This is a genomic window from Chryseobacterium sp. OSA05B, from assembly GCF_019970065.1.
GTDB lineage: Bacteria > Bacteroidota > Bacteroidia > Flavobacteriales > Weeksellaceae > Chryseobacterium.
Map to the genome: position 1 here is coordinate 700,009 of NZ_JAHXYH010000001.1, position 14,180 is coordinate 714,188.

15 protein-coding genes are annotated in these 14,180 nt (G+C 37.9%); 3 read left to right on the forward strand and 12 right to left on the reverse strand.

The window, feature by feature from the left end:
* Positions 1-23: 23 nt before the first annotated feature.
* The 8 genes from LC419_RS03085 to LC419_RS03120 all read right to left on the reverse strand — a co-directional run bounded on the left by LC419_RS03085 (position 24) and on the right by LC419_RS03120 (position 8,755).
* Entirely contained in the window at positions 24-491 is a 468-nt protein-coding gene (locus LC419_RS03085) for a hypothetical protein (protein ID WP_223605966.1), read from the reverse strand.
* A 138-nt stretch (positions 492-629) separates the two neighbouring features.
* A complete protein-coding gene (locus tag LC419_RS03090; protein WP_223605967.1) occupies positions 630-1,868 on the reverse strand; it encodes an amidohydrolase in 1,239 nt (412 codons plus the stop codon).
* An 82-nt stretch (positions 1,869-1,950) separates the two neighbouring features.
* Complete coding sequence (locus LC419_RS03095) at positions 1,951-2,793, reverse strand: helix-turn-helix domain-containing protein (RefSeq protein WP_223605968.1); 843 nt, start codon at positions 2,791-2,793, stop codon at positions 1,951-1,953.
* A 397-nt stretch (positions 2,794-3,190) separates the two neighbouring features.
* Positions 3,191-4,525 (reverse strand): amidohydrolase, encoded by a 1,335-nt coding sequence (locus tag LC419_RS03100; RefSeq protein WP_223605969.1) that lies wholly within the window; start codon positions 4,523-4,525, stop codon positions 3,191-3,193.
* Between the two features lie 254 nt (positions 4,526-4,779).
* On the reverse strand, positions 4,780-6,063 hold the full coding sequence (hemL, locus tag LC419_RS03105; RefSeq protein ID WP_223605970.1) for a glutamate-1-semialdehyde 2,1-aminomutase: 1,284 nt from the start codon (positions 6,061-6,063) through the stop codon (positions 4,780-4,782).
* 76 nt (positions 6,064-6,139) lie between these two features.
* Positions 6,140-7,201 (reverse strand): glucosaminidase domain-containing protein, encoded by a 1,062-nt coding sequence (locus LC419_RS03110; protein ID WP_223605971.1) that lies wholly within the window; start codon positions 7,199-7,201, stop codon positions 6,140-6,142.
* A gap of 16 nt (positions 7,202-7,217) precedes the next feature.
* Positions 7,218-8,126, reverse strand: a complete 909-nt coding sequence (locus LC419_RS03115; RefSeq protein WP_223605972.1) for a 1-aminocyclopropane-1-carboxylate deaminase/D-cysteine desulfhydrase — start codon at positions 8,124-8,126, stop codon at positions 7,218-7,220.
* Between the two features lie 302 nt (positions 8,127-8,428).
* The gene (locus LC419_RS03120; RefSeq protein WP_223605973.1) at positions 8,429-8,755 is read right to left on the reverse strand and encodes a hypothetical protein; all 327 of its coding nucleotides are present in this window, start codon (positions 8,753-8,755) and stop codon (positions 8,429-8,431) included.
* A 40-nt stretch (positions 8,756-8,795) separates the two neighbouring features.
* Between LC419_RS03120 and LC419_RS03125 the strand changes: the two genes are divergently transcribed.
* From LC419_RS03125 to LC419_RS03135, 3 genes are all read left to right on the forward strand, one after another.
* Complete coding sequence (locus LC419_RS03125; RefSeq protein ID WP_048502239.1) at positions 8,796-8,978, forward strand: DUF5522 domain-containing protein; 183 nt, start codon at positions 8,796-8,798, stop codon at positions 8,976-8,978.
* 1 nt (position 8,979) lies between these two features.
* Complete coding sequence (locus LC419_RS03130; RefSeq protein WP_223605974.1) at positions 8,980-9,510, forward strand: DUF4136 domain-containing protein; 531 nt, start codon at positions 8,980-8,982, stop codon at positions 9,508-9,510.
* Positions 9,511-9,963: 453 nt separating this feature from the next.
* Positions 9,964-11,490 carry an endonuclease gene (locus LC419_RS03135; protein WP_223605975.1) on the forward strand — a complete coding sequence of 509 codons (1,527 nt, stop codon included), beginning with the start codon at positions 9,964-9,966 and terminating at the stop codon, positions 11,488-11,490.
* A 90-nt stretch (positions 11,491-11,580) separates the two neighbouring features.
* Here LC419_RS03135 and LC419_RS03140 read toward each other — a convergent pair whose 3' ends face one another.
* From LC419_RS03140 to LC419_RS03155, 4 genes are all read right to left on the reverse strand, one after another.
* Entirely contained in the window at positions 11,581-11,949 is a 369-nt protein-coding gene (locus tag LC419_RS03140) for a hypothetical protein (protein WP_223605976.1), read from the reverse strand.
* 23 nt (positions 11,950-11,972) lie between these two features.
* Positions 11,973-12,626 carry a hypothetical protein gene (locus LC419_RS03145; protein ID WP_223605977.1) on the reverse strand — a complete coding sequence of 218 codons (654 nt, stop codon included), beginning with the start codon at positions 12,624-12,626 and terminating at the stop codon, positions 11,973-11,975.
* A gap of 66 nt (positions 12,627-12,692) precedes the next feature.
* Positions 12,693-13,346: a hypothetical protein gene (locus tag LC419_RS03150; protein ID WP_223605978.1), complete on the reverse strand. Its 654-nt coding sequence runs from the start codon at positions 13,344-13,346 to the stop codon at positions 12,693-12,695.
* Positions 13,347-13,358: 12 nt separating this feature from the next.
* Positions 13,359-14,174, reverse strand: coding sequence for a hypothetical protein (locus LC419_RS03155; RefSeq protein WP_223605979.1), 816 nt, complete (start codon positions 14,172-14,174; stop codon positions 13,359-13,361).
* Between the last annotated feature and the right edge of the window lie 6 nt (positions 14,175-14,180).

Below are 14,180 nucleotides of genomic sequence, written 5' to 3' on the forward strand. Positions count from 1 at the left end.
ACTAATCTAAATATAGCATCATTCTAAAAACTTATTACCGGTACATACCTATTTTCGCAGAACCTGATGAACGCTTCAGAATTTCCGGGAGGCGGTTCTTCTCCGGTGATGCAGGCATAATCCGGCTTCAGATATCTTTTCATGCTGTAGTACATCAGCAAGCTCTCCCTCGAATCTACTTCGTTTCCATAAATAGAGGCTCCAAAAATCATTTTCCCATCATCAGTATACTGTAATGTAAACTGCTTTAACTCAGAAGTGTCAGCGAGGTTTTGCCAATACATAATATATTCAACATCCGGATTTTGATCGAGATAAATCAGCAGGTCTTTCAAATTATCAAAAATTTTCTCTTCTTCATTACCATATTGAGGTATCGGATAATCTGCATATAATTCTTCGTTTTGGGGTAAAAAATCATCAAGAAACTTGTAGACAAGGCCGGAATCTCTCGCATTAACCAAATAATATGAATCTATATATTGAAGCATCTTCCTATTTATTAGTTATTAATTATTGTCTGCAAAGTATAAACTAATAATCATTATTACAATACAAAGAAAAAGCCATCAGAAAATCCAATGGCTTTATTCACAAAAAACAAGTATATTAAAAAATATATATTTCAATTAAGGTCTCCAAAAAAGATTTCCTTCGTTCATGAAGGCTTCTGTTTTGGATATTCTGGAAACCGCTTCTGCAGAACATGAAGCATCAGCCAGCACAATGGAGGCTTCGTCACCCGGCTTTGGCCATTGCTGTTGTCCTTTGCCATCCAGCGGAAGAATACTTTGAGTCGCAAACTGAAGGGATCTGGACAGTTCAAATTCAGTTTCATATCCGTAAAGTTCGGCAATCAGATTCGCTTTCTGAAGCATGTTTCCCGAACCGAAGGTACTCCAGTAGTCCTGGACATTATCATTTCCGATCAGAACATTCACTCCATACTTTTTTAAGACAGGAATTGGCATTACCGTTCCTCTGAAGGGTACAGAAGAGGCAATTCCCACTTTTCCTTCAGCCAGTCTTTCTGCAATCTTTTCCGTTTCTTTTGGCGAAAGATGTCCTAAAGCAAAAGCGTGGCTTACAAATGTTTTTCCCTGCAACTGCGGATTTTCAATCGCTTTATCAATCAGATAATTGATTGTTTTCATCCCGGACTCTCCTGCTTCATGAAGATGGATGTCAATTCCCTTTTGATAGTCTAAAGCCAGCTGTACCGTAAAATCAAGCACTTTTTCAATATGACCGTCGATACTTAAAGGATCAAGTCCTCCGATAAAACCTACACTTTTCAGTTGGGCAGCTTCTTTCATCAAAGGAGCCGTATCTGTATAATACAACCCATGCTGTGGAAAAGCCACAAGTTCAGCTTTGAAAGAATCTTTTTTATGCTCCAAAGCCTTTTCCAGATTTTCCAAAGATTTTAACCCTGAAGTAGGATCAATATTAAAATGAGTTCTCGCAAAATGAGTTCCGTAATGCTGCAGCAGACTGATCAGTTGCTCCGCCCTTTCCACGGAGGTTTTTAAAAGTTCAGGAATGATTTCCTGTTCGTAAGCAATCATATCCTTTACGGTTCTCCGTTTGGGTGAAAGTGCCTGCCACGGAAGTCCGTACAATGTTTTATCCAGATGGATATGCATATCTCTGAAAGCAGGAAGCATCAGAAGACCTTTGGCATCCAACGCATCGGAAGCCGGATTATTCGGCTTTACAGCTTTGATTTTTCCACCTTCTATCTCCATACTGAAAAGATCAGTTGTTGTCCTGATCACTTCTCCTTCATCATATTCAAAACCCGTTTCAAGACGGACATTTTTGAGCGAATATGTTCCTTTTGCAACCAATTGATAGGGAAACTGCATAACTTATCTTTTAACAGGACAAAGTTACGCCGGCTTTGCTTCAAGACCGGTGTATCAATTATGCTTTGTTTTGTATGGATTATTATTTGAACTGCGACGGTGTCATTCCCGTCTGTGCTTTGAAGAACTTGGAAAAGCTCGCATGATCATAGAAACCAAGATCATAAACAATATCTTTTACCGACATTTCGGATACTTTTAAAAGCCGTTTTGCCTCCAGCAGAATTCTGTCCTGGATAAGAGAAGAAGCCGAAGCGTTCAGATTTTTTTTACAGACGATATTTAAATAATTGGCGGAAATATTAAGCTTCTCCGCATAGAAAGACACCGATCTTTCCGTTCTGAAATGCGCATCGATAAGCTGCAAAAACTTAGAAATAATAGGATTGGAATGGTACATTTCAAAATCTTTAAAAGTCCCCTCGACCGATTTACTGACCAGTAATCCGATCAGCTCACTCCTTTTTTGGATGACTTCCCAAAATATATGCTCCTCACTCACCTCTTTCTGAATGGCCTGAAATTCATACAGGAAAGTGCCAAAAGTTTCTTTGGAAAGACTGATAACCGGATGACTCTGATAATATGAGGCAGAAAACCTCAGCGAAGGCAGAAAACTCTCAAACCAGTCTCTGCTGATCATCAGCTGATACCCTACCGTTTCCTTTTCAATGACCCACTGATGGACCTGATCCGGAAAAACAAGATGAATCTGGCTGTTTCCCACTTCATATTCCGTAAAATCAATGGTGTGGCTACCTTTTCCGTGTTCAAAAAGATTAATGATAAAAAAATCATGTTTGTGGGGTTCATCAATGGAACGTTCACCATTCAGTTCATTAAACAGCAGATGACAGCCCTGAAGGTGGTTTTCGCTGAACTCCTGAATCCCTAAAATTGGAAAATGATCTGTATGATGACCCACTTGATCTGATTTTCTCTTAAAATTAGTAAAATTTATGCGAGAAATCTGAACGGATGGAGATATTTTCATTTTTAAACAGATATAATATTTTCTTAATCATAAAAGGAGCAAAAGTTTTAACCCTTTTAGTTCAATGAAGCTGACAATAAAACCACATAAAAAAACACATAAGTCTTTCAAAAATCTAAGATTTTTATACTTTCAAAGCAGTAGAAAACGTTCTCAATCATCTGTGAACTTCTGTGAAATCTGTGGGCAATAAATAACCACAAAGCAGTATTTTTTTAAAACACTTAAGTTATTTTAAGCTGAAAATATTGAGAAAAGATGATCACTTAAGCTTTTTTTAAAATCAAAGATTTTCAAAAGAAAGGATACAACTTTCATCTTATTCTTTTTAATACACCACATTTCCCTGATGAACCAATGATTCCACATTTGAAATTCTTGACACCGCTTCTGCAGAGCAGCTTGCGTTCATCAGCACAAAATTTGCCTGATCTCCGGCTTTTGGCCACTGTTGGTTTCCTTTATCATCCAATGGAAGAATATTTGCCGTTGCCAGCTTCAGACTTCTGGATAACAAAAATTCTGTAGAATATCCATACAGTTGCGCCATCTGATTTGCTTTCTGAAGTACACTCCCCGTCCCGAAAGTATTCCAGTGGTCTACAATACTATCATTTCCGGTTAGAACCGTTACATTATGCTTGTACAGCGCAGGAATCGGCATGATGAGGTTTCCGAAAGGGATGGTAGAGACAATCCCGATCTGAGCTCCCGCTAGTTTTTCAGCCATTTCTTCCTGTTTTGTTTTGTCTAATTTGGCTAAAATAAAACAGTGACTCAGGTATGTTTTTCCTTTCAGGGAAGGATTTTCATTGACTTTTTTAATAAGATATTCTACCGTATTCAACCCTGATTCCCCTATTTCATGAAGGTGAATATCAATTCCTTTTTTATGATCCAGTGCCAGCTGAACCGTAAAATCAACCGTTTTTTCAATGGCTCCGTCAATAGTAAACGGATCTACTCCACCGATAAAATCAATATCCATCTGAGCCGCTTCTTTCAGATAAGGCACCGAATCTGTATAAAAAACGCCATGCTGGGGAAAAGCTACCAGTTCAGCTCCGAATCCTTTCTTTTTATTTTCCAAAGCCTTCTGAAGGTTCTTTAATGAGTCCAGTTTTGAAGTAGGCTCAATATTGACATGACTCCTCGCAAAAGATGTTCCCTTTGACTGCAGCAGTTCAATCATTTTTTCTGCTTTGAACGTTGAGTTTTTAAGCATTTCGGGAAGCATTTTCTGCTCAAGCGCAATCATCCCTTTTACACCGCCTGTTCTTTTTCTGACTGCCTGCCATTTATCGCCGTAAAACGTTTTATCCAGATGAATATGCATGTCTTTAAATGCAGGAAGCATCAACCTACCTTTTGCGTCAGTGGCTTTAGCATTCGGTTGATTCGGAGCTATACTTTTGATTTTCCCGTTTTCGATTTCAATATAAAACAGATCGGTTTTGGTAGAAATGACTTCTCCTTCTTCATAGTCAAAACCGGTTTCCAGACGAACATTTTTAAGGCTTAATTTTCCTTTTGCCGAAACATTTTGTTCTCCAAGAAAAGGAGATGCTGCCATGATATTGGGCATTAAACTAAGTCCGGCTGCGGCCAGTGCTGAATTTCTTATAAAATCTTTACGGGATATCGTATTGTCAGAGGTCTTCATTTCCAATCTATTTCATACAAAAATAGAAAGAACGGAAAGGATGAAGGTGTATGGTTTATTACAATATCTGTATAATTTATTGAATGGCTTAATTTGTAGATGGTTTTCTTGAACCACCCCGTCAAAAATCCGTTGAATTTTTGCCACCCCTCCAGAGGATGGGAATTTAGATTTTTATAAAAATTTTTCTTTTTTGAGCAAAAAAAGAACCGGATTTTAAAACCCGGTTCTATTATAATTGATTTGTTTAAATCTTAAGAATATTCAAATTTTCTTACTGCTTCAAGCGTCATATCAATTTCTCTATCCTTGATCGCATCACTGATGAAATAGGTTTCATAACCGCTTGGAGGAAGATATACTCCATTCTGAAGCATCTGATGAAAGAAATTATTGAACAACGAATGATTGGAAGCCGCTGCTTCATCAAAATTGGAGACGCTGTTGATGTGGAAAAACACAGACATCATCGATCCTTTTCTGTTGATTTTGTGGGCAATTCCTTTTTCATTCAGAATTTTTCCGATTCCAAAATCTAGTGTTTCCGCCGTTTTGTTGATTCTGTTAAAGAATTCCGGATCATTTTTGATCAGCTGTAATGTTTTCAATCCAGCTCTCATCGCCAATGGATTTCCGCTTAAAGTTCCAGCCTGATAAACACCTCCTTTAGGTGCCAGATTGTCCATAATTTCGTTTCTTCCTGCAAATGCTCCTACCGGAAGTCCTCCACCAATCACTTTTCCGTAAGTAACAAGATCAGCCTTCACATTGTACAATTCCTGTGCTCCACCGAAAGCCAGTCTGAAACCGGTCATTACCTCATCAAAAATCAATAAGGCTCCGTTTTCATCGCAGATCTTTCTTAAGTTCTGAAGGAAGTTGTTTTCAGGAAGTACGCACCCCATATTTCCGGCAACCGGCTCAATGATTACGGCTGCAATTTGTCCCTGATTGTGACGGAAAAGGTCTTCTACCTGCTCAAAGTCGTTGTAACGGGCTAAAAGAGTGTCTTTGGCTGTTCCTTCTGTTACTCCAGGAGAATTCGGGTTTCCGAAAGTAGCTGCACCGCTTCCTGCCTTGATCAGGAATGAATCTGAGTGACCATGATAACAGCCTTCAAATTTAACGATCTTGTCTCTTTTTGTAAAACCTCTGGCCAGTCTTACGGCACTCATACATGCTTCAGTACCGGAAGAAACCATTCTGATCTGGTCAATATTCGGGACGTTTTCTATGATGAATTTTGCAATTTCTGTTTCCAGCTCTGTAGGGGCTCCGAAAGAAAAGCCTTTTTCAGCCTGTATTTTCAGCTCTTCCAGTACTTCGGGATGGGTGTGGCCTAAAATAGCCGGTCCCCATGAATTGATATAGTCGATATAGGTATTGTCATCTGCATCGGTAAGGTAGGCTCCTTTTGCCGATTTCATGAATACAGGAACTCCTCCTACTGATTTGAATGCTCGAACCGGAGAATTAACTCCTCCCGGAATGTATTTGTAGGCTTCATCAAATAAAGCCGAACTTCTTTGGTATTTCATATTTTAGTTGAACGTTGAGCGTCTATGATTAGCCAATTAACTAAAAACTGACAACCATAAATTAAACAACAAAAAATTAGTTTCGTGGTTTTTTATCAATCAAATAAATCAGCTGGCCTGCAGAAGGCTTTTGTCCTTCATCCATTCTGTTTTTTGCGTATAATTTATTTAATTTGATTCCGAATTTCTGAGCGATATCGTGCATATCTTCACCGGATTCGGCTTTATAGATGGCTGTATTTCCGGCAGAATTTTTAGATTCCAGGAATACAATATCGTTTTTCTTTAGTACATCGCTATCCAATTCATTCCATTTGATCAGTCTGCTTTCGCTCACTCTGAATTTATCTGCTATGAATTTAACGTTGGTATCTTCAGGAATGACAATGTATCTTAAACCTTCGTTCGGGTGGGTTTTGATAAGAATTGAATTAAGAATTTCAGCCTTTGTTTTGATTCTTTCCACTCTTTTTTGCTGCTGAGCATAAGAAGTCTGCTTATAAGGAACTTCTACAGTAACCTGATCTTTAGCTTTTTTGGTAACCGTTTTTGAAGGCTCCAACTGAGCCATAAATGTACGGTCATCTTTCAGGTCCGGATACATTTTAAGAACGGCGTACAGAACTTCTCTTGAGCTGGTATCATCAAATTCATACAGTCTGTATTTCTCAATTTTGGTGATCAGGATCGAAGCGTACCGGGGATTGGTTGCATACCCTGCTTTCTTAAGACCATGTGCCCACGCTTTGTAATCTTTCATATTCAGATTGAAAAGATTCGCGTAATATTTTCTTGTGGATAAAAATATGGAGTGATCTTCGTAAGACTGTCTTGGATCGTCGTAGACACGGAAACATTCATTAGGAGCGTCATCCGTATGCTTCATTGTTTTTCCTGTCCAGTCTTCTTTACATTTTATTCCGAAGTGATTTTTGCCTTCCTGAGCCAGTCTGCTCTGCCCTCCTCCGGTCTCTAAGAGTCCCTGAGCCAATGTGATAGAAGCCGGAATTTTGTATTTTTCCATTTCCTCTACCGCATATTTAGCGAATTTCTGAATGTACTGGTCTTCAGTAGCCCAAACTTGAGCTGAGAATTTTGATAAAACTAAAAGGCTTATGAGTAAGAAAAGTCTTTTCATGTTTTTCAATTTTTACTTATATAATTAAATTTCTATTCTGTTTTTCCAAAAGCAGATTAGCTCCTTCAATACCCTGCAATCCGCCGGTATGAAAGCACAAAATCCTGCTGTTCTCAGGAAAATATCCTTCATCTATCAGTTCGAAAACTTTCTGCATCATTTTTCCTGTATATACTGGTTCCAAAGGGATCCCGTATTTCTCTTTAAAATCATTGATAAAACGGATGTTTTCATCTTTTATTTTACCATAACCTCCAAAACATGAATCTATTAGATTAAAATTCCGTCCTGAAGTTAATTCTAAGATTTTATTCTCCAGTGAAGCATCGTCAACGACCTTAAATCCTATAACTTTCTGATTTTCTTCACAAAATTTTGCAATTCCGGCCACCGTTCCTCCGGTTCCGACTGCGGTGCAAAGATAATCAAAATCTTTTGTTTGGTCATTCAGCATCATTTTTACACCTTCTACAGCTTCTTCATTGGTACCTCCTTCAGGGATGATCAGGGCATTTGGAAATTCGTTTTGTAAAAATTCCGTCAGTTTTTCTTTATGGCGGTATTCCTCACGGGTGACAAATTTCAGATTCATTCCGTTTCTTTTCGCAAACAGCAATGTGGGATTATCACGCCATTTATATTCCAGTTCCTCCCCTCTGATGATTCCCAATGTCTGAATACCTGATAAATTACCTGTTGCAGAAACCGCAGCAATGTGATTGGAGTAGGCTCCTCCGAAGGTAATGAGATAAGGGTTTTCCGGGTTTTTCTCCAGATAATTATTGATATTATGGAACAGTTTCCAGTATTTGTTTCCCGAGATTTGGGGATGAATGAGGTCTTCTCTTTTAATGAAGAGTTTTATATTGTTCTGAAGAGGTATTTCCTGAATGGGAATGGGTTCTGCTGGGGCTTTTAATAGCATTTTTGTTGTTTAACTATTATCTGCAAAATTAGTAAAAGATTTACGTTTCTGTGGATTTATATAAATGATGCTAATCATTTTGTTTTTTACGTTAATGAAAGCAGAAAAATTTAAGGTTATTTCTTTAACCACGGATGACACAGATTTTCACAGATAATAATGCTAAATGCGTTTGTGATTATTTGTGGGAATATTTGTGCAATTTGTGTTTAAGTTTTTTTTGGTTTTGGCTAAAGCCCCTCCTATTGAATTTTAAGGTAAACATTTTACATTTTACATTTTACATTTTACATTTTACATTATTACAAATACTTCCTGAAATTCCAGAACTTTCTTTTCTTCAGATAATCCAGATCCCGTTCATTGGCATAGGCTTCCCGTTCAAATGAGATCCTTTTATAGGCCAGGAAACCGTCTTTGAGTTTGAAAAACCAGTAGTAATATTCGATGACATAAACAATATAAAAGAAAATAATAAGCATTTCCAGCTGCTGTCTCAAATGGATTCTTTCGTGATTGATAAGTACATTATTTTCCTTATCTTCGGGTTTCCTAATGAAGATAAAGGGAAAGAGAGCAATGCCGTTAATTTTTAATTTTTTTAAGGGCTTTTGGCATATAATTATCATACTAACAAATATAAAGTTTTTTAACTTAGAGATTTAACTTATGGCCCAATATGACATCAAAGAAGGTGAAGACTTCTACTACAATGAACAGGGGTACAAGGTTTTTACGGAAAAATTCCATCTGAAAAGAGGATATTGCTGTAAAAGCGGCTGCAGACACTGTCCTTACGGGTACGATAAAAAGACGGATACATTCATTAAAAACGATAAAAAAAATAAATAAAATGAAAAAATATATTTTTATTTTGTTAGCCACGGCTGCATTAGGCCTTACATCGTGTAGTCCTTTCCAGGTACGTTCAGATTATGCGGAAACGGCCAATTTTACGACTTATAAAACCTATAAGATCAGAATTGACGATCTGAAACTGAATGATATTGATAAAGACCGAGTTTTAAACGAGTTATCGAGACAGCTTCAGAGCAAAGGGCTTCAGTCCGGAGAGAATCCTGATTTGATCGTTAATGTAAAAGCGAATCATAAAAAAGTAACAGACATCACCAACAATGCTTCTCCTTACGGAATGTGGGGATGGGGCGGTCCTTTCGGATGGGGCGTAGGCATGAGCAGAACATGGACCAGCAACTATAATGAAGGTGCACTGATCGTTGACCTGATTGATTCTAAAACGAACAAACTGGTTTGGCAGGGAATCGGAAGCGGAATTTCTGTAGATTCTCCAAAATCCAAGCAGAGACAAATTCCTGAGATTATGGCTGAGATCATGAAAAATTATCCTCCTCAGAGAAAGTAAGATGTATTTAAATCAATTTGATATATATTCCGGTGCAGTTTTTCTGTGCTGGATTTTTTTCGTTCAAAATAACTGAAATTTCTTTTATCTGTCCTTTTGTCTTGAAATCATAGATTCGACGTAGTCAAACAAAAGAACGAAAAATTCAAGACTGGAATCTTCCGCTAAAAATTATTTATATTCTCTAAAAATTCTACAACTTCCGCGACTTCAATATTTGTTTTCGATTCAATATTCTTTTCGTGCTTCAAACAGTAGAATTTTCTTAATACCCCATCTTCCCAGAGTCGATTAGATTTTCCCTCTAAAGAAATCGTCTGCCTTTGACATAGATTTCCAATGGTCCAAAGTAAATTCTAGTCTTCATAAACTGCATGCTTTACATTTTAAAATTAACAATTATGTAATTTCTTATTCGTGAAAATATAGTATTCTTACAGAAATTTTATTGATATGAAAAAATTGATCTTATGTACTGTAATAGCGGGGTTTGCCAATGCCCAGGCTCCTGCAGGGTATTACAATTCAGCCAATGGATTAAGCGGTGCCGCGCTGAAAACGGCATTAAGTTCTATCATTACAAACGGACATCAGGACAAAGGTTACGGAGGTCTTTGGACAGGTTATAAAACGACTGACATTGACAAAAACTACGAAAATGACGGTTCGATCATGGATATTTATTCAGAAAAACCTTCAGGAGCCGATCCTTACAAATATACACCGGGGACCAATCAGTGTGGAACCTATTCTGTAGAAGGAAACTGCTACAACAGGGAGCATATTGTTCCTCAGAGTTTATTCAATGAATCTTCGCCTATGGTTTCCGATATTCACTTTATCAGAGCTACTGATGGAAAGGTGAATGGAATGAGAAGCAATTATCCTTTCGGGAAGGTGGGTTCAGCCACATTTACTTCTAAAAACGGATCCAAACTGGGAAGTTCTTCTTCTTCAGGATATGCGGGGACGGTATTTGAGCCAATCGACGAGTTTAAAGGAGATGTAGCCAGAATGATCTTCTATTTTGTAACCCGTTATCAGAGCAAGCTTTCTTCTTTTTCTTCAGGTAATATGTTAGGCAGTTCTACATTTCCGGGACTACAGACCTGGGAGCTGAATGTGCTTCTCGCATGGCACAATCAGGATCCTGTTTCGGCAGCTGAGATTGGCAGAAATAATGCATCTTACACTTATCAGGGGAACAGAAACCCTTTCATCGACAATCCTAATTATGTGAATCAAATCTGGGGTTCTTCCAATCCTGGACCTACAGATCCGGGAACACCAAACCCAGGAACAGGCTGTGTGAACGAAACGTTTGAAACAATTCCTGCTGCCAATGCTTCTTATACGACAAGAACATGGACTGGAAGCGGTATTTCATGGACTGCAACTGACTCCAGAACGGACCAGACTATTAACAGCAAAGCCATTACGGTAAGATCAGGATCTTTAACTTCGGGAAGTTCTGCGAACGGTATAGGATCACTTACGGTAACTACTCAGCTTAAATTTTCAGGAAACAACGGAACTTTTGATGTGAAAGTCAACGGAACAACGGTAGGTACGTTACCTTACACCACTACCGCGACCACTACCACTATCAATAATATCAATATTTCAGGAAATGTAACGGTCAGTCTTGTTAATGGCTCATCCAGCAACAGAGTGGCGATTGATGATCTTAAATGGACCTGCTATCCGGGAACGGCAAAACAGGCTCAGAAAACAGCCGCTGACGAAACTACAGTTCAGGTGCTTCAGGTGTACCCTAACCCAATCTCAGGACAGGAAATCTTCATAAAAGGAGACACTAAGGATGTCAAAAAAGCAGAGATCTATAATCTTCAGGGGAAAACACTTCAGACGATTAACAATCCTTTTAAAAATGGAAATTCTATTAAGATCAAAAATCTTGAGCAGGGAATTTATATTTTAAAGCTTGATCAGTCTACTTTGAAATTCATTGTAAAATAATCTGTTGATTAAAAATAATACAGCCGGTTCAAAACATTGAACCGGCATTTTTTTGCTGTAAAGTTTAATCTTAAAAAGTCTTTAATCTATTTACTGCTTAAGTTTGATGTACTTATTTTCCATCCCTTCATATGTAATGATCAATGTATCATTTTTAATGGTGTATTTACTTTCCGCCTTTTCTTTCGTATCTTTCTCAATAGTGATTATTTTATCATCCCGTAATTCGTAGGTTGATTCTACTGTGTTTTTCATTTGACCTTCCCCTACATGCTGAAGAAATTTCCCATCTTTGGTAAACTCCAAAACAATATGATCTATTAAACCTCCTGTTTTAGAATCTTTGAGACCTCCCTGCCATTTACCTATAAGTCTTACATCCTCTTTCTTTTGAGAATTACAGCTAAGTGCTATAAGACATCCTAAGATCATTAAAATATGTCTTGCTCTATTTTTCATTATATATCTAATTATATTCAGCATTATTTCATGTACTGATACCAGGGAGATCCCTGTGGAGTAGGATATTTCAATCCGAAGACTGCATCACTTCTGTAGGCATCTTTGGTCACGGTTACATATTTATTTCTGATTCTTCCATCGTCTTCAATAGAAATACTCAGGATGGAATAGTTTTTCCCGTCGTCCCAGAAAAAAGAAGTGGGATAGGTAAATGAGTTTTTCTCACCCTGGTTCCAGGACACTTTATCCGGTGCCACTTTCTTCAGCTTTTCAAAAATCTGCTTTACTATTTTAGCATCTACAGTGGCTTTGTCTGTCACGGTAGCGGTAGGTTTTCCATGTTTTCCTGCCATTTTTTCTACAAACTCCAGAGAGCTTTTTTCAGCGGCATTGGTATCAATGGCACCTACTTTTCCTTTGTATACGGTAATTCTTGTCCCCATTGTATTGTCCAAAGGAATTCCCGCATAGGTCAAACCTTTATTTTCATCTGCATAATATTGAACGACATCCGGTTTGCTGCCTTTATCTTTAAGAAATACATCTTTATTTTCAAGATCATATTTTTTTGAATCTTCGCCTAAAGAGACGGATGAAAGATCAAATGATTTATTTCCACAGCAGATATTGATCAATACCACGAAAATCAATACCAGGAATTTTCCTTTTTTCATAATAGTTTATATTTTGATTTATTAATGTCGCTCACATGTTCTTTGGAGAGAAACAGGTCAACTATTTTACTGTTTTAAATAGATGAACAGGATGCAGCATACATTGATCAAAGTGAGTGCCAGCCCTGCGGTCAGGGACCATCTTATTCTTTTTTTCATACCAGAAGATGTCCCGTAAGTGGCAAGTAGTGTTCCGAAAAATGCAACAACTCCTGTAAATATACCTCCAGCGGCCAGCATGATCCAATCCAGTTCTACAGCATTTGTACTATCCCGATTCTCAGCATCTGTAATTTTCACTTTTTCACCCAGAGCCGGCGGATCATTACTGGTGATATCGAGTGTTTTTATAATTTTTTTGCCATTGGCATCGGTATATTCCACTCTCGGAAAGAAGATCAATCTGTCGCTGTATGAGGAGTTGGAAAAGTTTTTACCTTTTGTGATTTCTTTTTTATATCCGATCACGGTTGCTGTATATTGGGGTTCATCAAAAGTTCTGTAGGCTTTCTCCCAAAAAAATGAGTAGGATAAAATAAATGTTAATGCATTTATGCAAACCATGATTAACGAAACAAAAAACAAAAGAAAGGCCTTCTCAAGAAAACCTCCTGTTTTTCCGGAATCTTGTTTTTTATCCGAAATTTTTGAAAAAATCCTGTATCCCAAGAATATGAAAAACAGAACAACCACCGCTACAAAACATCCAAAAAAAGTCATCAATTTGAAACTTTAAATAATACTAAATCCTTTTTCCTTCGTTCTCATGTGAAGCTTGATTTCCATTTCAATATTGCCCTGTTTTTCAAGGTCAGGACTTTTGAACTGAAGTGGCTGAGACCCGTCTTTTCTCATGAGTCTTACCAATTTACCATAGCCCATAATTTCAAGATGCAAATCGGCTTCATTAAGTTCCTCAACAGCTAAATTTTGGCCAAACAACTGACCTGCACTGTCTAAAAACCTTTTTTTCCGGTCTTCGGAATAATATAAAGCCTGCTCCTGGAGCTGCATTTTGTCATGAGACATTTCCAGGTACTTTCCGGCATTATGCTCAACCAATACTGCACGTATCTGTTTATAATATTTGAAAACATCACTGAAAAGGTCTTCTTTTTTTACGTCTTTAAAATCTACCGAATGCTGCCAACCGTCCAGTACAAAAGGAAGTTCTACTTCGATTTCGCTGGCCACATTAAATGTCGGATGCTGAACATTCTCTGTCAGTCCGTCCCATGGAGATTCCATTTTAGGGCGAAATTCAGCACGGGATGCCTTCCAGTTATCAAAATCTGCACAAAAGAAATCCACCGACAGGGTATCATCTTCATCCAAAACATTTTTTCCCAAACGCGGATACATTTTTCCGACCACCTGATATTTCCCGCTCTGAAGCAGCGCCTGGTTGATCATGGTATCTCCTCCGAATCCGCCTTCTTTGGTCTCATCTCCGTACCAGTCTATGACAGGAACATCATTCACATAGATGGTTCCCGAACAATACATTCTGGGATAAACGGAATATAATGGTTTTTTAAAATTATGCATACCTGA